Annotated in this window: 19 protein-coding genes and 1 other RNA gene; 5 read left to right on the top strand and 15 right to left on the bottom strand. The window is 42.5% G+C overall.

The genetic code is table 11. The features are described 5' to 3' along the window. Positions 1–7 precede the first annotated feature (7 nt). Genes mnmA through cymR form a run of 3 tightly spaced genes read right to left on the bottom strand, consistent with a single transcriptional unit; the run spans position 8 to position 2,737 of the window. Positions 8–1,123 (bottom strand): tRNA 2-thiouridine(34) synthase MnmA, encoded by a 1,116-nt coding sequence (mnmA, locus tag DVB69_RS03825; protein ID WP_199562801.1) that lies wholly within the window; start codon positions 1,121–1,123, stop codon positions 8–10. A gap of 29 nt (positions 1,124–1,152) precedes the next feature. Continuing rightward, on the bottom strand, positions 1,153–2,301 hold the full coding sequence (locus tag DVB69_RS03820) for a cysteine desulfurase family protein (RefSeq protein WP_116016709.1): 1,149 nt from the start codon (positions 2,299–2,301) through the stop codon (positions 1,153–1,155). A 13-nt stretch (positions 2,302–2,314) separates the two neighbouring features. Beyond that, positions 2,315–2,737 (bottom strand): cysteine metabolism transcriptional regulator CymR, encoded by a 423-nt coding sequence (gene cymR / locus DVB69_RS03815; protein WP_116017188.1) that lies wholly within the window; start codon positions 2,735–2,737, stop codon positions 2,315–2,317. A 135-nt stretch (positions 2,738–2,872) separates the two neighbouring features. On the opposite strand from cymR, the gene DVB69_RS03810 reads away from it, so the two are divergent. After that, the gene (locus tag DVB69_RS03810; RefSeq protein WP_116016707.1) at positions 2,873–4,159 is read left to right on the top strand and encodes a replication-associated recombination protein A; all 1,287 of its coding nucleotides are present in this window, start codon (positions 2,873–2,875) and stop codon (positions 4,157–4,159) included. A 28-nt stretch (positions 4,160–4,187) separates the two neighbouring features. Continuing rightward, entirely contained in the window at positions 4,188–4,724 is a 537-nt protein-coding gene (locus tag DVB69_RS03805) for a transcription repressor NadR (protein ID WP_116016705.1), read from the top strand. A gap of 25 nt (positions 4,725–4,749) precedes the next feature. Here the strand turns inward: DVB69_RS03805 and DVB69_RS03800 are convergent, their stop codons facing one another. After that, entirely contained in the window at positions 4,750–5,382 is a 633-nt protein-coding gene (locus tag DVB69_RS03800; protein WP_116016703.1) for an HD domain-containing protein, read from the bottom strand. A gap of 130 nt (positions 5,383–5,512) precedes the next feature. Here DVB69_RS03800 and DVB69_RS03795 point away from each other — a divergent pair, with 130 nt between their 5' ends. After that, a complete protein-coding gene (locus DVB69_RS03795) occupies positions 5,513–5,719 on the top strand; it encodes a cold-shock protein (protein ID WP_116016701.1) in 207 nt (68 codons plus the stop codon). A 48-nt stretch (positions 5,720–5,767) separates the two neighbouring features. Here the strand turns inward: DVB69_RS03795 and DVB69_RS03790 are convergent, their stop codons facing one another. Next, entirely contained in the window at positions 5,768–5,956 is a 189-nt protein-coding gene (locus DVB69_RS03790; protein WP_116016699.1) for a zinc-finger domain-containing protein, read from the bottom strand. A 78-nt stretch (positions 5,957–6,034) separates the two neighbouring features. On the opposite strand from DVB69_RS03790, the gene DVB69_RS03785 reads away from it, so the two are divergent. Continuing rightward, a complete protein-coding gene (locus DVB69_RS03785; RefSeq protein ID WP_116016697.1) occupies positions 6,035–6,424 on the top strand; it encodes a ribonuclease HI family protein in 390 nt (129 codons plus the stop codon). A gap of 2 nt (positions 6,425–6,426) precedes the next feature. Here the strand turns inward: DVB69_RS03785 and DVB69_RS03780 are convergent, their stop codons facing one another. The 3 genes from DVB69_RS03780 to DVB69_RS03770 are packed head-to-tail and all read right to left on the bottom strand — an operon-like array spanning position 6,427 to position 11,465. Next, positions 6,427–7,020, bottom strand: coding sequence for a metallophosphoesterase family protein (locus DVB69_RS03780; protein WP_116016695.1), 594 nt, complete (start codon positions 7,018–7,020; stop codon positions 6,427–6,429). After that, a complete protein-coding gene (locus DVB69_RS03775; protein ID WP_233505310.1) occupies positions 7,017–7,862 on the bottom strand; it encodes a sulfurtransferase in 846 nt (281 codons plus the stop codon). Before DVB69_RS03775 ends, DVB69_RS03780 begins: the two co-directional genes overlap by 4 nt. Beyond that, positions 7,863–11,465 carry a dynamin family protein gene (locus DVB69_RS03770; protein ID WP_116017183.1) on the bottom strand — a complete coding sequence of 1,201 codons (3,603 nt, stop codon included), beginning with the start codon at positions 11,463–11,465 and terminating at the stop codon, positions 7,863–7,865. It abuts the gene before it with no gap. 162 nt (positions 11,466–11,627) lie between these two features. Between DVB69_RS03770 and DVB69_RS03765 the strand changes: the two genes are divergently transcribed. Further along, a complete protein-coding gene (locus DVB69_RS03765; RefSeq protein WP_116016693.1) occupies positions 11,628–12,083 on the top strand; it encodes a chemotaxis protein CheX in 456 nt (151 codons plus the stop codon). Between the two features lie 99 nt (positions 12,084–12,182). Here the strand turns inward: DVB69_RS03765 and DVB69_RS03760 are convergent, their stop codons facing one another. From DVB69_RS03760 to DVB69_RS03730, 7 genes are all read right to left on the bottom strand, one after another. After that, on the bottom strand, positions 12,183–14,090 hold the full coding sequence (locus DVB69_RS03760; RefSeq protein WP_116016691.1) for an ATP-dependent DNA helicase: 1,908 nt from the start codon (positions 14,088–14,090) through the stop codon (positions 12,183–12,185). Positions 14,091–14,153: 63 nt separating this feature from the next. Next, positions 14,154–15,281: a THUMP domain-containing class I SAM-dependent RNA methyltransferase gene (locus DVB69_RS03755; protein WP_116016689.1), complete on the bottom strand. Its 1,128-nt coding sequence runs from the start codon at positions 15,279–15,281 to the stop codon at positions 14,154–14,156. A 136-nt stretch (positions 15,282–15,417) separates the two neighbouring features. After that, an RNA gene (rnpB, locus tag DVB69_RS03750) (RNase P RNA component class B) lies at positions 15,418–15,801 on the bottom strand. Positions 15,802–15,864: 63 nt separating this feature from the next. Then, on the bottom strand, positions 15,865–16,161 hold the full coding sequence (gpsB, locus tag DVB69_RS03745; protein WP_116016687.1) for a cell division regulator GpsB: 297 nt from the start codon (positions 16,159–16,161) through the stop codon (positions 15,865–15,867). Between the two features lie 86 nt (positions 16,162–16,247). Next, a complete protein-coding gene (locus DVB69_RS03740; protein WP_116016685.1) occupies positions 16,248–17,525 on the bottom strand; it encodes a ribonuclease H-like domain-containing protein in 1,278 nt (425 codons plus the stop codon). Then, the gene (locus DVB69_RS03735; RefSeq protein ID WP_116016683.1) at positions 17,515–19,797 is read right to left on the bottom strand and encodes a DEAD/DEAH box helicase; all 2,283 of its coding nucleotides are present in this window, start codon (positions 19,795–19,797) and stop codon (positions 17,515–17,517) included. The genes DVB69_RS03740 and DVB69_RS03735 overlap by 11 nt, the downstream gene beginning before the upstream one ends. Then, positions 19,787–20,164 (bottom strand): YppE family protein, encoded by a 378-nt coding sequence (locus DVB69_RS03730; protein ID WP_116016681.1) that lies wholly within the window; start codon positions 20,162–20,164, stop codon positions 19,787–19,789. Before DVB69_RS03730 ends, DVB69_RS03735 begins: the two co-directional genes overlap by 11 nt. Positions 20,165–20,313: the final 149 nt, after the last annotated feature.

Here is a 20,313-nt window from a genome sequence, read left to right as displayed (position 1 = left end):
TTCTCCCTTATCCGACATAGTCGAGTGTTTTTCCATTTTTGATGACTGTATCGATGGTTCCCCCACCTAGACATTCATCGCCATCGTAAAAGACGACAGCTTGTCCTGGTGTAATTGCTCGTACTGGAGTGTCAAATACAACTTCAGCAGTAGTCGGGCCTGTCATTTTAACAGAGACACCCGTATCTGGTTGACGGTATCTGAATTTAGCTGTGCATTTGAACGCTTCAGGCAACGTCCGTGCAGTTGTGAAACTCACTTCAGTCGCTGTTAAGCTATTTGAATAGAGCGCATCGTGATGGAAGCCTTGTCCAACCAATAACGTATTAGTTTTGAGATCTTTCCCAATCACAAACCAAGGCTCGCCTGAACCACCGATTCCTAATCCATGACGCTGTCCTATTGTATAATACATCAATCCGTCATGACGACCTTGTTTTTCACCTGTCATCGTTTTCATATCACCTTGTTGGGCTGGTAAATAATTAGAGAGGAAATCTTTGAAGTTTCGTTCCCCGATGAAACAAATACCAGTAGAGTCTTTTTTCTTAGCCGTAGCAAGACCTGCCTCTTCTGCGATTTCACGGACACGACTTTTTTCCATATCCCCGATTGGAAACATGACTTTAGACAGTTGTTCTTGGTTCAGTTGGTTCAAGAAATACGTCTGATCCTTATTAGTGTCAACTCCACGAAGCATTGAAACACCATCTTCTGTTTCAGCAATTCTTGCGTAGTGACCTGTTGCAAGGAAGTCTGCTCCAAGATTCATCGCATGCTCTAAAAATGCTTTGAATTTGATTTCTTTGTTACACATGACATCTGGATTTGGCGTTCTACCTGCTTTGTATTCATCCAAAAAGTACGTAAATACTTTATCCCAATATTGCTGTTCAAAATTCACAGCATAATAAGGGATTCCGATTTGGTTGCATACGCTAATGACATCTTCGTAATCCTCGGTTGCTGTGCAAACACCGAACTCATCCGTGTCATCCCAGTTTTTCATAAAAATCCCGATGACTTCATAGCCTTCTTTCTTTAACAAATAGGCTGCGACAGAGGAGTCAACGCCACCCGACATCCCAACGACGACTCTGGTATCTTTTTTTGCTTTATCGATTCTCATTTATGATTCATTCCTTTGTGGTGTTATTTCACGGTGCGTTTGACGATATGTGCAATTCGTTTTGCCGCTTGTTGTACGTCATCTTCTGTTAAGCCATATCCGAAACTGAACCGGACAGAGCTTCTAAGCCGTGCTGATTTTTCACCGAACATTGCTAGCAATACGTGAGATGGATCTAATGAACCCGCTGTACAAGCAGATCCACTAGAGACGGATACGCCGTCTAGATCTAAATTGACAAGCAAAGACTCAATATCTGTTCCCGGAAAGTACACATTAAAGATGTGTGGGAGTACAGGGACCCCCTCTTCAACAGTCTGTTCATATTCAACCTTTTCTTGCTGGAACTCATCTTTCATAATCGTTTGAAACAATGAATAGCGTACGGCCTTTTCAAGTTGTTCGTTAGCAGAGATTTGGACAGCCTTTGCAAACGCAACGATTGCAGGAACGTTTTCAGTTCCCGCTCTACGTTTTCGTTCCTGCGAACCACCATGCATAATCGGAAAAAGGTCGATCCCTTTACGCTGATAAAGGAAGCCCACCCCTTTCGGACCGTTCACTTTGTGAGATGAAACAGAAAGTAAGTCAACATGTAACTCGTTCACGTTGAGAGGAAGTACACCGTAAGCTTGGACAGCATCTGTGTGGAAAAGTGTCTGATGGCCTTTTAACAGTTGCCCAATTTCTTCGATTGGTTGGACCGTTCCCACTTCGTTATTGCCATACATAATTGTAACGAGGATCGTATCCTCTCGAAGTGCTTCAACTACTTGTTGAACAGTCACTCGTCCATTTCGGTCCACTGGCAAATACGTCACGTCAAACCCATTTTTTTCAAGCGCTTCACACGTCGTTAAAACCGCATGGTGTTCAATCGTTGTCGTGATGATATGTTTTCCGAGATGACTTCTGCTCATCACGGTTCCAGTGACCGCCAAGTTATCTGCTTCTGTCCCACCTGATGTTAAAATGATTTCACTCGGTTCAGCATGAATGGAGCGTGCAAGTTGTTGCCGCGCATCGTCCACACTTTTTCTTGCAGCTCTCCCATGACTGTGAACGCTGGAAGGGTTTCCAGGGACGGTTTTCATCGTTTCCATATATACCTCTGCGACTTCAGGTCGAATAGGCGTTGTCGCTGCGTGATCTAAATAGATAGGTGTCTTCATGCTTTTAACTCCTTTAAATATAAAACATATAGCCGTCTGATTGAGGTTGGTTCCGCTCTGATTGGATCAAGTCTTCAATGGTTGTTGTATCCAGCACTACCCGAACAGCTTCGCTTATTTTCAGCCACAGTGACTGTTGAGGAATATCAGTTTCTTCAAGTCCTTCTACGAGCTGGATAGGTCCCTCCAGAAGACGGATGACGTCCCCTGCAGTCATTTCACAAGGTTCTTTTGACAGTTTGTACCCGCCATACGCACCTCTAATACTCTTCACCAGACCACCATTTCGAAGCAATGGGATCAGTTGTTCCAAATACGCCTCTGACAGCGTCTGTTCTTCCGCGATTTTCCGTAACGGAACTGGACCTTCTCCGTACCTTTTGCCAAGTTCTACAATAATGGTTAATCCGTATCTTCCTTTTGTTGATATTCTCATAAGCCATCGTCCCTTTTTTGAAATTGCTTCCGATAGTATATCATATTCGAACACTCGGCTTCCTTGAAATGACTTCAAGCGACTGCACATGTATACTTATCCCTACAGAACATTTTGAATGGAAGCAGGGATACCATGCACAACGAACCTCTAGCATTTAGAATGCGACCGCATACGATTGACGAAATTGCTGGTCAAAAGCACGTTATCGGTCAAGATACGGCGCTCTATCGGATGATCAAAAATGGCCACGTGCCGTCCATGTTACTTTACGGGGAACCCGGTATTGGAAAAACTTCTCTCGCCTATGCAATTGCCGGTTCTACGAATTTAACATTTATTCCTTTAAATGCAACGACTTCAGGAAAAAAAGATATTGAACGCGTCGTAGACGAAGCACGCATTTCAGGGAAAGTCATTCTGTTTTTAGATGAAATCCATCGTTTCAACAAACTTCAGCAAGATACTCTCTTGCCACATGTAGAAAACGGATCTGTTGTATTGATTGGCGCTACAACGGAAAATCCATTTCATGATGTAAACCCAGCCATCCGTTCCAGATGTGGTGAAATTCTACAGCTAGAAAGGCTTGAAAAAGCAGATTTACTCGTATTGCTGAATAGAGCGCTTAACGATGAGACTCGCGGTCTAGGGAAACAGCAAATTGTAATCTCAGATGACCAAATCGGGAAAATTGCTGAAGGAGTCAATGGAGATGCTCGTAAAGCATTAACTTTACTCGAATCACTTATTTCTGCTTCGGACGAAGAGGATGGTAAAGTCATTATCGAAGATTGGCTGATCGAGAACTTGATTGGACGAATAGGGGTATTTGGTGATAAAAACGGTTCTCATCATTATAATCTATTATCTGCTTTACAAAAATCGGTCAGAGGCAGTGATACGGATGCGGCTCTCTATTATCTAGCACATTTACTCGAAGTTGGAGATTTGGTCGCTGTCAATCGTAGGCTGCTCGTCATGGCCTATGAAGATGTCGGGCTTGCAGCACCAGAAGTCGGTTCACATGTAGCTGCCGCAACGGATGCTGCCATCCGGTTAGGAATGCCTGAAGCGCGAATTCCACTTGCGAACGCTGTTATCGAAATGTGCCTTGCTTCCAAATCCAACTCTGCTTACAAAGCATTAGATGCTGCTATTGCAGCAATTCACCAAGGAAAAACTGGTGACATTCCCATGCATTTACGTGATACACACTATGCTGGTGCTGAAAGGTTAGGACATGAAGGGTACGTCTATCCCCATGATCATCCCATCGGTTCCTTTGGTGGGTGGGTGAACCAATCCTATTTACCCGATTCAATAGCCAACCTGCAATTTTATACCCCAGTTTTAGCGGGTGAGGAGAAAAAAACAGCTGCGATTTATGAACGTTTAAGAGATTTCAGAACGAAGAAGTGAACGACAGGTAAAAGGAGATGACGGACTAATGGCAACAAATCTTACAGCAAGCGAAGCGCGTAGAGTACAAATTCTTGAGCTACTGAAACAGGCAGATGCGCCTTTGACAGGAAAAGAGATTGGCGAACGGACAGGAGTAAGTAGACAAATTGTAGTTGGTGACATTAATTTGTTGAAAGCGGTGGATGAACCAATTGTTGCAACAAGTAGAGGGTACTTGTACATGAGTGAACAAATTGTTTCTAGTCAAATCGAAAGAATCGTGGTGTGTCAGCATTCTGCGAACCAAACTGAAGAGGAACTGACAATTTTTGTGGACCACGGCGTGACGGTTAAAGACGTGCGGGTAGAACATCCTGTCTATGGAGATTTGACTGCATCTATTATGGTTGCGAATCGAATGGAGGTAAAAGAATTCCTCAAAAAGATTGCTGCAGCCAATGCTGTATACCTTTCTGCACTATCTGAAGACCATACGCATTTACATACTGTGATGGCGGATCATGTAAAACAGATCGACCAAGCGATAGAAGCATTACGAAAAGCAGGCATCCTCGTGGAGTGATGCCTGCTTTTTCATGCAGTCAGTCTTATAACGATTGTCCTGTTTCAATTTCCAATTGTCGAACAAACTGTTTCATGAATTGATGGCGATCTTCTGCAAGTTGTTTTCCTCGTTCTGTTATCATTAATTCTTTCAGCAAGAATAATTTTTCATGGAAGTGTGTAACGGAAGCCGTTTTTTTCGATCGATAGTCATGTTCTGACATGACCGAGCGTATACTTTCTTTTGGGTCGTATAATTTCCGACCTTTTGCACCCCCATATGCAAAAGTACGTGCAATCCCGATAGCACCAATGGCATCCAATCGATCTGCATCCCGAACGATAGCACCTTCAGGAGATTCAATGTCTTTGGAATTGCCCCCGCTAAAAGATACGGAGTCAATTGTAGCCAACACGTGATGCGCAAGATCTTGCGGTACAGCTAATTCCTTTAAAATTGCTGCAGCGGAGATTCCGGAGACTTCTGCATACTTTGGATCGTCAACATCATGAAGATAGACAGCCAACTCAACCGTAGTTCGATCTACCCCGTCCATCCCTTCCATAATTTGATAGGCATTTTGCAAGACCCGTAAAATATGATCAAAATCATGACTAGCATCAAATTTCTCGTATATTTCTTTCGTTATTGACGCACACTGTTCACTGTATGTCATTTTCTATATCGCTCCTTTTCTATATTTCCCAAAAACCTGTTAGTGCGTTTGACCTTCATAAAAGGTTGGGGTATAGTAAACTTAACCATGGTTCAAGTGGGAAGACATCTAACGCCGAGGAGGAATAATTATGTACCACGGTAAAGTCAAATGGTTCAGTAATGAAAAAGGGTACGGTTTCATTGAAGCCGATGACGGACAAGATGTTTTCGTCCATTTCACAGGTATTACAGCAGATGGTTTTAAAACGCTGGATGAGGGACAAAATGTGTCTTTTGAAATTATAGAAGGTAATCGTGGTCCTCAAGCGGCAAATGTTTCTACAGCCGATCAATGATAATTTGTCATAAAACGTAAAGATCCCTCTGATTCAATCAGTGGGATCTTATTTCATTAATTTATTCATTTCAGACCCAAGAAAGCGAAGTTGGTCGCCCACAGTGCATTCACGTATGCAAAACTTGTGTGCTTCTGTCTTGCCGCGCTCTTCTGTCAAATGCTTTTTCACTAGACATCCTTCACAATACATATCGAGGAGTTCATCAATTTCAGAAATAACAGTAGGTTTTTTCATAAGCCCCTCCCATCAGACCTTTAAGGTAATTGTAAGTTGTCTTACGGAAGGATGCAACTAAACAGGAGGCACATGCATATGATTGAATTATATACAGATGGCGCAAGTGCAGGAAACCCCGGAAAAAGCGGGATTGGAATTTATATTACTGGTGAAGGGCACTCTCTTAAAATTTCAGAACCGATTCAACCATGTGATAACCATACAGCAGAGTTTCTAGCACTCATAAGAGGCCTTGAGGAAGCTACGCTACTAACATCTGAAATTCTTTCTGTCAGAAGCGATTCACAACTCGTGGTGCAAGCGGTTGAAAAAGAATTTGTGAAAAGTGACCTGTACAAACCACACTTAAAAAGAATTCTAGAGCTTACAAAGAACTTCGAGTACTTTTTCATCAAGTGGATTGCAGATGATACGAATCGGGCGGCAGATGCACTCGCTCGCCAAGCGATCCATAAGCAGCAATAGATTTAAACCTCATCTACTTTCATAAATGTCACTATCCGCTCACTGCAATCATATAACACCCATTCTTTGTTATCGACAACCGAACCTACGTTAACCGTCACGGAGTTCTTCGGAAGCTTGAACGGTTTATGGAATTGGAACTGTTCCTCCTCCCCCTCTACAGCCCAAGACGATTTGTGCGTATGACCATGTATCACTAGAGGTTCTCCTTGTGTCACCTGTTCTGGGGGCAACTCATTGTATGGCCACTGGTGTCCGTGAATTAGCAAAGCATCACCGACCCGCATCTGTTCCTGTAATTCAGAAATCCTTTGCAATAATGGGTCAGATGACCTGGAGATGAGGAGAATCCGCTCTTCCTGATTCCCTCTAATCGATGGAAAGTCAAGAAGTTGTTCGAACCCAACTGGATTGAGCATGACCTCGCTAAGTAGCGGATAGGTCGTGCCATCCAGTTTTTTCTTACCGATTGTACATTCGAACAAATCTCCGACACCAACTATTTTTGCATCTGGCGCTACCTTTTCAATTTGTTCAAGTACCATTTTCAATTCATCTAATGAGGAATGGATATCACTTATAAATGCTACCTTCATAGTGAATCATCCTGTTTACAAACTCCGGTTTCAACCGGTAGGTCCCCGCCAGCAATCCAGTCACTATAGCTACCTGCGTACAGTCTGACATTCGAATACCCTTTTTCAGTGAGCATGGCGTAAAGAGGTGCAGCAGTCACACCACTTCCACAATAAACGGTGATTGGTTGTTCTAGATCAGCCAATCTTTCCAAACGACTGATCGACTCACCCGATGTTTCAAAGCGTCCATTCTTAGATAGCTGAGCCCAGTCAAAGTTTTGCGCGCAAGGAATGTGGCCAGCTATCGCATCCAGTGGTTCATGCTCGCCACGATAACGTGCGGCTGCTCTTGCATCTAGCAGTAAGTTCTCGCCTTTTGCTTCGACCAACTTCTTCACATCGTCTTTTGTAGCAAGGATGGATTCATTCCACTCTGGCTCTACTGATGAACGGTCAGGAGCTACAACTTTTGCATCTGTTGAAAAGCCATGTTTTACAAGCTCTTCATACCCTTCCAGAGAAATGAACACATTTTTAAATCCACCGTATTGCAACATCCACCAGGCACGGGCGGCAAATGGTTCTCCTCCATTATCGTAAATAATGATTTCATCATCCAATTGGAGACCACTTTTACGGTATAACTCAGTTACTGTGTCGTGATCAGGCATTGGATGACGTCCGCCACCTTTCTCCATATCCGACAAATCTTTTTCCAGATCCCAATGGACTGCATGTTGAATATGACTTTGCCCATAGAGCTTTGCCCCTGCTTCAGGATCTTGCAGAGAGAATCGTGCGTCAATCCATTTACGTGATTGGTTACTATTTTGTGCCACCATAGATTTGAATACGTTCACCTAAACCAGCTCCTTCCGTTGTAGTTGTCTATAGATCATGCGCCACTCTGTCAGTTGCTCATGACTTTCCAATAGACTTCGTTCAGCTTCTAGTTGTGCCAACGTTTCTGTTAATAAATGATCAGTCATGGCAGTTGCAGAATCGTCAATCCAATGGTTTGTCCATTCTCCTAAACGCTGGCGCTCTAGCTCTAAATAGGCTGTAGCATCTTTCTTTAGTAGCTCTGTCAGCTGTTCTTGAAGCGAGTTCCGGTCCCCTCTTTCAAAGAACGATTTCGCATTTTTAAAGTGGCGGTTCACTGCACTGTAGCGTTCTATCTGCTGGAATGGGGCACCAAATTTAAGCATTTCTGCATCCTTTGAATCGAATGGAGAGGGCGACAGCGCGCTATCCATTTCAGCTAGCCAACGCTGTTCTGTCCGTTGACGTGCCTCTACTTGTTTCTTCATGAAGGTCAGCATCCGTAAATTTGTCACTTTCAGTTCTTGAGCAAAATCGAAACCTGTCATTCCTATGGTTTCTTCTAGTGCTAGACGAAGTGCTTCTGAAGCTTGGTGACGAACAAATAGTGACGGTGTATAGCCTTCCTTGAAGAAATCCGGAAATCTAAGAAATACTCGTTGATGAATGTAGAAAATTAGTTCTCTCAATTCTTCTTGAACCGACTTTTTAAGAACTGGTGCAAAACTCGCACTATAGTGTTCCCGTACGCGTTGTTCGAAACTAGCAAGTTCTGCCATTCTCTCTGCTTTCCGCTCACGGTTTTTCTCAGTCCGTTCAATGAGATCAGATAGACGTTCGATCGTTTTCGTAGTTTCTTCATCCAACGCTTGAACGGCTAATGCATTTAAATCATTTTCTAAGAACGAATAAAAACGGGTTTCAAAATCATCCATTTTAGAGTCAGTTTGGCCGATTTGCTTGGCTTCAAGTGCTTGTAAACTGGAGATTCCGTGAACGCGGGGATTTCGTATTCCGAACTTCACAAGTTCTTCTGCTACAAAACCTTTCACTTCGTGTGCTTCTTCCTCATTCGCAGCCAAGTCAATGGCATTGACGACGAAGAACATCTTGTCCATTTCAAACGCATCTTTCACACGACCAAGTTGAATTAAAAATTCACGATCCGCACGTGAAAATGCATGATTATAATAGGTGATAAACAAAATCGCATCCGCATTTTTTATATACTCAAACGCTACGTCTGTATGTCGGGCATTTATCGAGTCTGCGCCTGGGGTATCTACTAAAGTAATTCCTTGGCGTGTCAGTTCGCAGTCATAATATAAGTCGATCGACTCGACAAAACAACTCCGCTCCTCTTGCGCTACAAATCGGACGAATTCATCCCGCTCAGCGGTCAATACGGTGCCAAGCATATTACGATAAGTGGGATAGCCTGCTTGAAATGCACGTATGAACGATTTATGGATATGAAGTGATTCTTCAACTAGTTCTAGTTTCAATGCTTCTTCGGCACGCTCAAATGCTTCTTCAAGTGATGAAATCGATAGGCCCAGCATTGCATACGCATCTACCGTATCTTGAGTCAATTGTTCAGGCGCTTTAAAGTGAATATCCGCGGTTCCGTCAGCATGTACGTCGGAGGTCGGTCGAATCCGGTTAATGGCTGCGGTGGTCGGATTTGGAGAAACAGGCAATACCGCTTCACCAAGCAACGCATTTGAAAAAGATGATTTCCCTGCACTGAACGCTCCGAACAATGCGACCGTAAACTCTTGCTGTTCCAGTCTTTTTGCTTTTGATTGCAAGTAGACAGAAAGGTCTTTGAATCCCGGAATTTGAATCACTTCATCTGCCACTTGTTTCGCGCGCTCGACGATGACTTCATGATTCCCATTAAACATTTCCTCGGGTTGTTCTTGGACAGATAGATTCTTTTTAATTTGCTCCTGGCTCACTTCAGATTCTTGCTGCTGTTGTACATCAAGAATTTCAGGATCGGATTGGGCTTTCCATTCCTCTTTTAATTGATCCAATAGCGCGAGTTCTTCTTTCGACCATTCATGTTGTTGGTCGGATTCAAATAATTGAAGATGTGCAGTACGTGATTGGACTAAACGGATTGCAGCTAACTTCAGCTCTAAATCGTTAAATTCCTTTTGAAGTCTTTCTGAAGCATGTTGGCCTTCACGTTTTGCCACATCTGAAACCCGGACTTTCCAATCATCCGTTTTTCGTTTATAAACATTCAAAACTGCTTCACGCATTTGACTTGCTGCATTTAAAATCAGCTCGCCAGTCAAAATATCTGGCGTTGTCAAAGTAGATGCAATCTCGCTAAAACGGAATGCCAAATCCATTTCATCAATTTCCAATGAACGTTCGTCAGTTAACAAGCCTGCTTGTTTCAATACATTTTTCATAAGTGAACGAAGGTGAATTTCAATTTGGGCATGGGCTAACTTTTCCAACGATTCACTGAGTGTTTGAAATCTCCGATCCCGTTCTTCCTGGGTCTTTTTGGAACTGAAGAAAAGACCCACTTTAAAATGACTCGTTTGCGACTCTAAATACTCTTTTAGCAACTCTCTCGTTTCATAAGGAGTCAGGGTAGCACTCTGTAAAAGTTCTTTTCGCTCTTTCTCGAAGTGCAGATGGAATGCATCTCCATGTATGAGTGATAGGCGCATTTGAAGTTCTTCAGTTTCTTTTTCAAGTTCATTTGGTTCAGACCATTCTTCTTCAGAAACTTCCGGATGAGTATCTATTGTCTCTTTAATCTCTTCTTTTAAAAAGTTGACATGCTCTGCAGTTAACTGTGCGAGCGCATTTTGAGCATTGCGATCAAAGTGCTCATCACGGTGCTTAATCGAGCCATTCACAATTTCTTTCACCGAGTCAAAGTCGTTATCTTCTAAATCTCGCTGTTTGAGTGACGTGAAAAAGATCCCTTTCGGCTCTACACCCCAAAGAGAAAATGAGTGCTTGACAGATTCCTTGAATTCGTCGAAAGACAGCTCATTTGAACGATGTTTGTCAATTTGGTTGACGATTAAATAGACATTTGGGTTATAACGCATCAGTTCTTTAGTGAACCGGAAATTCAATTCAGACTGTACATGATTGTAATCCATCGTATAAAACACTACATCTGCTAAATGAAGTGCAGATTCTGTAGAGAGCCGATGGGCATCATCAGTTGAGTCAACACCCGGTGTGTCCATCACGGAAATCCCTTTGGGTAGTTTTGATGCGGTATGTCCAATTTCCAGCGAAGCAATGGATGCTCCTTCTTTGCTCATCTTTTTAACAGCTTGTGCGAACCCTTCTCCAATAACTTTAACGGAAGTCCCATCTTGGCGATGAACGATAGCAAAGTCTTCGATATCTCTATGTATTTTAACGATATTTGCACTTGTCGGAATAGGACTCGAAGGCAACAGATCCTCTCCTGTTAGCGCATTGATCATTGATGATTTCCCTGCTGAAAAGTGACCTGCAAATGCAATGGTATAGTCATCTTTCACGAGTTTCTGTGCAAGCATTGTTGCTTTTTCATAACGTTCCTGATCCCCATCTTCTTTACAAAGCAAACCAAGTATAGCGGTTTCGTCTAAAAAATCTTTATGTTGAGTCATAAACACTTCGATCCCTTCTCCTATAGCTTTGTCTATCATACCATTATATATCGTTCACACTCTATTCATATATTCCAGGTCTTTAATTATAGAAATACTCTATACAATTGATGATCCAGGTGGTATCATTGTACTATTATTACCAGCTAAAGAGGTGTCTAAATGACTGATTCAAAAACGATCCAGCATATATTGAATAGTACTATTCAAGCTCTAACTACTGTTATCCCTATTAAATTCGACGTTCTTCCACCATCGCTTACTACACAGCCCTATGAACAAAAAGAACTAAGCGTACTCATCGCATTGCTTGGCGATGTTCGTGGACGACTCATAATAGATACGAACGAATCGACAATTTCCCAAATTGGTGAGGCCATGTTCGGAATGTCGATAGAAGGCGAAATGATCGAATCGTTTACGGGTGAACTCGGAAATATGGTTGCAGGAACTCTGTGTACCTTACTAGAAAAAGACGCTCTTACACTGGATATCTCTCCACCAACAGTTTTAACAGGTGAAACGAAGTTCTACGGTTTCCAACAGGCCTTTAAATTACCGTTAAACTTTAATAACGCTCCACTTTCAAACGTGTTGCTCACTATCGATGAGGCTTGACTAGAATTTTGTTGAAAGTTCTTTGTATTATCAGGATAAAACAAAAAGCAGCAAGGCAGATGCCTTGTTGCTTTTTGTTTTGTTCTATTTGCATTTCAATCAGGATTTCACTTTTGGAGCAACAGGAAAAATCGAATCGAAAGTAGGGACCAATTTAGATTCTTCAGGGTTCAACAAGATATGAACAGATCCTGAATCTGTTGCAGTCCGGATAAGTCGGCCCACACCTTGTCGTAAACGTAATAGCATGTACGGTAAATCCACTTCTTCAAATGGAGATGCCGCGTGACTCCGCTTCGCATTGAATAACGGATCCGCAGGAGGTATTGGTAAATCATAAATGACTACTCTTGTTAACGCATCATGAGGAATATCCAATCCTTCCCATAGATGATAGGAGCAAAATGCAGACCATTTTTTCGCTTGGAATTCTTTAACAATAGAAGAAAGTTCGCGGTCTCCCTCAAACGCTGTAAAAGGAAGTCGTCCTTCCGGCAATTGTGCGCGGAAGTTTTCCATGGATTGTTTTGACTTAAACAGTACAAGTGTCTGTTCACCGTCATTTAACAACTCAACAAGTCGTTTCATTTTCCCACCTTCAGGTAATGATTCTATGTTGAGATCCATGACTTCATCGTAATCATATGGGGATTCAATTGAAAAGGAAACTGAGTGTTCAATGCCTAGACTATTCGCGATAAACGAAAAATCATTTTGCACGGATAAAGTAGCTGATGAGAAAATAATGGGTAGCTTTTCTGAAAACAGCCTTTCTTGTAAAACATCCGTCACTAATCTTGGCATGATAACAAGTGTCAGTTCACCTTCCCGATCTTCTGCCCAATCGACAGCTTCCTCATTGTCCGAGAACAATTCTAACGAGAATATATATTGTTCGAGATATTCTTCTACCATTCTTAAGTCATACTCAGGTATCACATAGAGCTCACTATCAAAGACAAATTCCTCGAGTAATGCATTCGATAGTCGAACTGCTTGACGTGCTGTGTTCACGAGTTCGGTAGTTTTTGAAATGGCAAGTCGTTCCTCACCATCTTCTTGGGCGCATTCAGATAGGTAATCGAAGAACAGTTCATGGCATTCCATCAGTTGTTCCATCAGTTGAAGCGTTTGCTCACGAACACCATCTGTCATGACTCGCTCAAGTAGACCTAGTAGCGTGCTATCTTGTACTTCATAAGTTAGGGCTCGCTGCGCTGCGTATTCCAGTAGATGTCCTTCATCGAAAACAGCCATTGAAACCTCAGGTAATAAAGGAAGTTGCCCCTGTCGTTTCCTAGACTCTTTCGTCCACAAGTGTTCCATAAAGAAATCATGAGAGCAGATGATCAGATCTGATGCTTTCCGATATTCACTACGGTGTATCGTTTGACCACATCGGTTCCGTAAGTCACAGCCGCCGCATTGTTGGATTGGATGATAATTGATTGTTTCCCATTCGCCATCACTTAGATCCGGATAGGAAGAACGTTCTCCGTATGGATACACTTCAGATAATGAAGCTGGCCCGTATACGAATTCCGGGAGGGTGTCTTCTACTTCTCCGGCGTAGTCTTCGTCTGCACGATTCATTTCTTCTAAACGCTTCAGGCAAAGATATTGGTCACGTGATTTTGCAAGTCGCACATCGATTGTGAGCTCTAGTGCTTCACCGAGTTTACGGATATCGCCTTCTTCTTTCACGAGCTGATCAATTAACGTTTCGTCTGCACAAGAGATTAGCGCTGGTTTGCCTGTATAGCGTGCATAGGCGATGGCAGGAAGTAGATAAGCAATTGTTTTACCCGTCCCGACGCCAGCCTCAGCAAATAATACTTCTTTTTGACGAAGTGCTTGCTCGATTTGGAAAGACATGTAGATTTGTTCATCTCTACAGTCGAATCCTTTTTCGGTGAGCTCATCATATAAAGTATCTCCGATCCACTCATTAAGTGATTCGTAGAATGTTTTGTCGCGTGTAAGTGCAAATGGTAACTTTCCAGTCATAGTGAACCCCTTTCTAGTACATAAGAAAAGAGAGGAGTATCCTCTCTTTTTGATCTAATCAGTTTAGCTACGTTTGCCCCAGAACTGGTAAAGGTCTGTTCGGATGAACCCATTGAAGAGTTTACGTTTCTTAGTGGCTCTTTTACCATACATCGTCTCAAAGTTTTCAAGTGAAGAAAGCATGTAGACAGACCATGATGGATAAGGCTTCATAACGTTCCCGAGTGTAGCTGTGATATCTTCAGCTTCCTCAAGTTCTCCAAGACGTTCTCCGTACGGTGGGTTTCCGACTAAAACGCCGTTTTCCCCTTCAAGTGATAGATCTGCAACGTTGCAAACATTCCAATTAATGATATCTAAAAAGCCTGCTTCGGCAGCATTTTTTTCTGCGATTTTTATCATTGCTGGATCCCAGTCAGATCCTGTGATCATTAGTTTGCGATCATAATCTGCGACGTCTTCCACTTCTTCACGAACACGATCCCAAACGGATTCTGCCATCCAAGGCCACTGTTCACATAAAAACTCCCGATTATAGCCTGGTGCTAAATTTTGTCCTAACATCGCAGCTTCAATCGGAATTGTACCTGATCCACAGAATGGATCTACAAATGGTCGATCTGGGTTCCACTTTGTCACTTTAACAAGAGCAGCAGCTAACGTTTCTTTTAACGGGGCATCCCCTTGTCCTATGCGATATCCTCGTTTGTGAAGACCCGCACCACTCGAATCGATTGTTAGTGTCACCTTATCTTTTAAAATTGATACTTCCAATTTGAATAAGGGACCCGTTTCATCTAAAAATCCAACACGGCCATGAACAGTTTTAAGTTTTTCAGCAATCGATTTTTTCACAATTGCTTGGCAATCAGGCACACTGTATAAAATCGATTTGACGGATTTCCCCGCAACCGGGAATGTGGCATCCACAGGAAGATAATCTTCCCACGGTAACTCTTTCGTCTTTTCGAATAGTTCGTCGAAAGTAGTCGCTTTAAATTCCCCTACGATAATCCGCACGCGGTCTGCAATTCTCAACCACATATTCGCTTTTGCAATTGCATGGGCATCGCCGGAGAAGTAAACTTTTCCATTCTCGGTCATTGTTTCATATCCTAGTGCTTTCACTTCTTCTGCAACGAGTCCCTCAAGCCCCATCGCTGCAGTCGCTACTAATTTGTATTCTTTCATTAATTGCACACTTCCTCTCTACTGTTGTATCACTTTATGTACGTACTATATATGAACAAACCTATTTTCTAACGCAGAAATGCTCTCCATAAATACAGGAGAGCACGAATGTATACATGTAAGTACCATCAGGAAATTCGTAAGCCATGTTTTGTTCCCTTGTACTCAAACGGTTTACACCTCGTACTCAGGGTGGTAATCATCTATCTACAGACGATTGTCTGTCCCTTCCTCCGTTCATTTCCTTCGGAAGAGCGCCCCTACCATAATTTGGGTTTCTCACTCGCGGGGTTTACCTCGTTCCACCTGTACCGTTTCCGATACAGCTCCGTCACTGTGGCACTTTTCAGGAAACGTCTTCCATATCCTAAAAGGACTTAGGAATTATTTCCGCCGTCAGCTGAGTAAACAGCGCCCCGGCTTATTTTTTGGCCGGGCACGAACACTACGGACATCTCAGTACCGTGTGAGCATGGACTTTCCTCTCCAGTGTCTAGCACTGCAGCAATTACCTGAATTTCCGTCATGGCTTGCTTAGTATACAGCAGAACCCCACTTTCCGCAAGAGGAAGTGGGGTTCTACTTATTCGTTTCCTGAAAGTTTACTTCCAAAAACAGCTTTTTCTAAATTAGAAATACGTTTCAACAAGTCAAAGTTTGTTGTCCCAGGGGCGCTTGATGCCGGTCGTTTCTGGACAGTAGATAATTCGTTTTGAAGTTCTCCGTTTTCGCGTTCTAGTTCAGCGATCCGTTTTTTAAAACTTTCGTAATCATGAATTACACTATCTAAAAACAAATCGACTTCTTCCTGGTTATAACCGCGCATACCTGTTTTAAACTCTTTTTCAAGAATCGTTTTTGAATCCAATTTAATCTCCATTCAACAACGTCCTTCCGTCAGTGGTAACTGCTATAAGTATAGCATATCCTGTCCAATTCTGTCTTCTTACGTCAAGATTAGAAGTGTTATTTTGTCGAGTCCTGCGCTTGCCCGGGAAATAATTTTCTTTTCAGTCTCATTTCCCGTTTTGTGAACTCTGCAATCATGCGCTTAGAAAATGAATCAGTTAAAGAGGAATCACGTGCCAGCAGACCCTTTGCAACTCCACAAAGTTGCAAGGCTTTTGTGCAGTCTTTGTTTTTGTGCTCATGAATTTTCGCCATTTCCTCAAGAGCAATAATCCGTTCACGCCCCGTGGACTTTGTCATACAAACACCAAACGCTTCTAGTGACTCATTATATTCCCCATTCTTTTTTAAAAGAAACCCAAAATGAAAGTGAGTTGTCGGATGTTGAGTCCCATATTCCTCGATCACTTGCTCTAAGACGGCAGTTGCACGATTATGTGACTTCAAATCAGCATACCATTTACCGATATTCGTCTGACTGATTGCAGTTCCTGATAACTCCTCTTGCAAAAGAAGATCAGTTGAACGTATATACAGGGTAACAAGTGATAAAATATCGTACTCATTATGGAGCAATATCTCCATCAGCATTTCTGCACGACCATTTTTCACGGCATCTTGATAGATGATGGGAGCCATGTGACCCGGCATATCGTCTTTGCGCACAAATCCAAGCTGTTCTTCTTCGACTGCGGGCAGTTTGAACGACTCCATTTCATGTTTCCAAATGCGTCTGGAACCGTGGAGCAAGTCGATCTGATCGTGCTTAGGTAATTTGGGTAGTACGTTCCGATTCATTGTCCATCTGGTATCCAATTGGGGCATATCGAAACTCTTACCATTATACATAACTAATGTAACCGGCTTTTCCCATAACCCCGTTGCATAAAGGAACGCGGCTTCATGCGCCGGACCAGGTAGGACATATTGAGTCATTCTGAAGCCATTTCCATATTGTTCGATTAAACCTATTAAGAAAATAAGAGTTCCAGTCCCCTTTAACCCCGTTGTTTCCGTGTCAAAAAAAAGGAGTCGTTTATCTGGATCTGGTGCTAACGGATGGATTTCCCCTGAACTCTTCCATTTTTGCAAGGAGGACGTCAACTCGGTCAATTGATATTTCCCATGTGTATAGGATTCATCATAATCCACAATCTTCTTATAGACGGTCCCATATTGATTGATCTCTTTTTCGAGGCCTGCCGCTAGCCACTGGGATTCGTAACTAGGGGATGACGCTTGAACAATCTTGGAAGTTTCTTTAGGCTTTGAGGAATCTGCTTTCGATTTTTTTAACATACCTTTCATTTTCATGAGATTTTGTTCATAAGACACGCGCGTCACCGCCTGCTAAACTCTTCAAAAGCTCTGCAGCACCTAGTTTCAGATTCATATCAGATTCCGGTGGACCTGTACAAATTGGGCATCCCGCTTCACATTCACATGAACGAACATGAGAAGCAGCTTGGCAAAGCAACGGATTCCATAGGTCATACATCTTTTCGCTTAATCCGATTCCTCCGGGATAACTATCATAGATGAAAAACGTCGGCTTTTCTGTATGGACTGCTTTCACTTGGGGGACTACATGAATATCGGTTCTATCGCATTGTACAAACAAAGGAATGAAAGATTGCATCGCATGGGCGGCCCCTGTCATCGCGTCAGTCAAGGTAGCCTCTGTCCATCCTTCAGGAACATCAAATGCGAACCATGTAGATGCTGTATGGAGCTCTTCAGCTGGCAAATAAATAGGTCCCGAACCGATATTGTCATGAGAATCGAACCGGATCTTCTTAAAAATTGTCGGGATCGCAAGAACGGCTAAATCTCCGAAAGCCACCGTCCAGGAATTCTGCTTCTGCTTTTTATCTTCGCTGATTACTTTTAGCTCAACAGCTAAATTGGCGTCTGTGAAGTAATCAACATCCACTTCTGTCACATACGCCTTCTTTTCTTCCCAATCTAGCATTTCAACTTGGAATTGTGTACCTTGGTGCAAATAGATTGCTTCTTCATGTAGCAGTGTCATTGCACTGAATCGATCCATTTCCCCAATGACCGTTGTTTCTTTAGGTCTGGTTTTATCAATAATCACAACATTTTCTTGTGAAGCCGAACGTAAACTTACTTCACTCGCAGGGAAACGTTCTGTCATCCAATGCCAGTGTTCTCCTGCCAAAACAAGAACTCCTTCAGCAGCTAAAAACTCCAATAGCTGTTGGACATCGAACTCAGCGTACTGGTCGTTTACCGAAAAAGGGAGTTCAAATGAGGCACAACGTAAATGATCCATGAGAATGACAATATTGTCAGGGTGAATATGCGCTTCTTCTGGAGATCCGCCTAATAAGTAATCAGGGTGCTCAATAATGTACTGGTCCAACGCCATGGACTGCGCGACATATATAATGAGTGCATCATCTTGTCGTCTTCCCGCACGTCCTGCTTGTTGCAACGCACTTGCGATATTTCCCGGGTAACCTGTCATCACACATGCTTGGAGTTGACCGATATCGATGCCAAGTTCCAGTGCATTTGTGCTGACTACCGTCTTAATCGCTCCATTTCGAAGACCTTTTTCAATTTTACGACGCTCTGAAGGAAGATAACCGCCTCGGTACCCCATGATCGTCTCATCCATCAATTTCTTTTTTGTGAGCTCTTTCATATACGTTACGAGCATTTCTACGCGCACTCTACTTTTTGCAAAAATGATGGTTTGAATCCCTTCCCGGTAAAGACGGGAAGCGATATCCCGAACTTCCAAGACAGCACTCCTTCGAATTCCGAACGTTTCATGAACAACAGGTGGATTGTAAAACAAGAAGTGCTTTTTGCCAGCAGGCGCCCCGTTATCCGAAATGAGCTCCATTGAAGAATTTGTCAGGTTTTCCGCCAGTTGCTGAGGGTTCGCTATAGTTGCCGAAGTACAGATGAACACCGGATCGCTTCCATAATATGCACAAATTCTTTTTAAGCGTCTTAACACATGGGCAACATGTGTACCAAACACTCCCTTATACGTATGCAATTCATCAATCACGATATACTTCAAGTTTTCAAAAAGTGAAACCCATTTTGTATGATGAGGTAAAATTCCGGAATGCAGCATATCTGGATTCGTTAACACGATATGACCTGATTTCCGAACCTTTGTTCTAAGACCTGGTGCGGTATCTCCGTCATACGTATAACTTAGAATCGATTCTCCACTCGCTTCAATCAGTTCATGTAGATCAGCTAATTGATCTTGCGCAAGCGCCTTTGTAGGAAAGAGATACAAAGCTCGCGATGCTTCGTTCTCCAATATGCTTTGAAGTACAGGTAAATGATAACAAAGAGATTTACCAGAAGCCGTTGGAGTAACAGCTGTATAAGATTTCTTTTGTTGAGCGAAGTCAAATGCTTTCCGTTGGTGGCTATATAATTGATGTATCCCTTTTTGCGAAAGAGCCTTTTTTAATGAAGGATGCAATTTGTCGGGAAATGTAGCATAGATGGCATCTTTTCCTTCTGTCACTTTGTAATGCTTCACATTCGTCGCGAATTCCGGATCTTGTCTTAACTCGTCAATAAATGACTGGATATTTGTGTTAGTTGCCATCCCCGCCTTCCTCCTCTTCTTTTTCCAATGCAATCCTTACAGTATTCAGAGTATAACTTGCAGATTGAATCGATTGAACAAAACGCTTCTTCCCTGTCTTTTGATAAAAGGATTGTACGGTGAATTGTTTCATCAGATCGTTCAACGTTGAAATTTGAATAGGTCGTACGTATTTAGGACGGTTAGTCCGAATCCACTGTTTTATTAGTTGGTCCCATTCATCTATCATCTGATGCGTGCGGTCGGCATACGGTTTAACTTCTTTATAAAAGTCGGGTTCACGCATTTCTTTTCTCATGTCGCTATGCCGAACTAAGCATTCATCACATACTTCAAGTAATTGTTCTGTTAACTGTTGTAACCTCATACTACTTGTCACCTTTCTACTACCTCTATTTTAAGTTTATCAAATTAGAGCGTTCAGTTCCAACATTGTCGAACGTGTATTCTTCTTTCAAATGGTTTGTATTTTGTAATTTGCAACCTAATCAACGTTTTAACGTCTCAATATTGTGG

The organism is Sporosarcina sp. BI001-red, from assembly GCF_003384035.1.
Classification (GTDB): domain Bacteria; phylum Bacillota; class Bacilli; order Bacillales_A; family Planococcaceae; genus Sporosarcina.
This window is presented reverse-complemented; position numbering and strand designations above follow the sequence as displayed.

Excerpts from the sequence above, each read along its gene's own strand:
- DVB69_RS03820 (WP_116016709.1), bottom strand. The coding sequence starts at position 2,301 with ATGAAGACACCTATCTATTTAGATCACGCAGCGACAACGCCTATTCGA.
- cymR (WP_116017188.1), bottom strand. The coding sequence starts at position 2,737 with ATGAGAATATCAACAAAAGGAAGATACGGATTAACCATTATTGTAGAA.
- DVB69_RS03810 (WP_116016707.1), top strand. The coding sequence starts at position 2,873 with ATGCACAACGAACCTCTAGCATTTAGAATGCGACCGCATACGATTGAC.
- DVB69_RS03805 (WP_116016705.1), top strand. The coding sequence starts at position 4,188 with ATGGCAACAAATCTTACAGCAAGCGAAGCGCGTAGAGTACAAATTCTT.
- DVB69_RS03800 (WP_116016703.1), bottom strand. The coding sequence starts at position 5,382 with ATGACATACAGTGAACAGTGTGCGTCAATAACGAAAGAAATATACGAG.
- DVB69_RS03795 (WP_116016701.1), top strand. The coding sequence starts at position 5,513 with ATGTACCACGGTAAAGTCAAATGGTTCAGTAATGAAAAAGGGTACGGT.
- DVB69_RS03790 (WP_116016699.1), bottom strand. The coding sequence starts at position 5,956 with ATGAAAAAACCTACTGTTATTTCTGAAATTGATGAACTCCTCGATATG.
- DVB69_RS03785 (WP_116016697.1), top strand. The coding sequence starts at position 6,035 with ATGATTGAATTATATACAGATGGCGCAAGTGCAGGAAACCCCGGAAAA.
- DVB69_RS03780 (WP_116016695.1), bottom strand. The coding sequence starts at position 7,020 with ATGAAGGTAGCATTTATAAGTGATATCCATTCCTCATTAGATGAATTG.
- DVB69_RS03770 (WP_116017183.1), bottom strand. The coding sequence starts at position 11,465 with ATGACTCAACATAAAGATTTTTTAGACGAAACCGCTATACTTGGTTTG.
- DVB69_RS03765 (WP_116016693.1), top strand. The coding sequence starts at position 11,628 with ATGACTGATTCAAAAACGATCCAGCATATATTGAATAGTACTATTCAA.
- DVB69_RS03760 (WP_116016691.1), bottom strand. The coding sequence starts at position 14,090 with ATGACTGGAAAGTTACCATTTGCACTTACACGCGACAAAACATTCTAC.
- DVB69_RS03755 (WP_116016689.1), bottom strand. The coding sequence starts at position 15,281 with ATGAAAGAATACAAATTAGTAGCGACTGCAGCGATGGGGCTTGAGGGA.
- gpsB (WP_116016687.1), bottom strand. The coding sequence starts at position 16,161 with ATGGAGATTAAATTGGATTCAAAAACGATTCTTGAAAAAGAGTTTAAA.
- DVB69_RS03735 (WP_116016683.1), bottom strand. The coding sequence starts at position 19,797 with ATGGCAACTAACACAAATATCCAGTCATTTATTGACGAGTTAAGACAA.
- DVB69_RS03730 (WP_116016681.1), bottom strand. The coding sequence starts at position 20,164 with ATGAGGTTACAACAGTTAACAGAACAATTACTTGAAGTATGTGATGAA.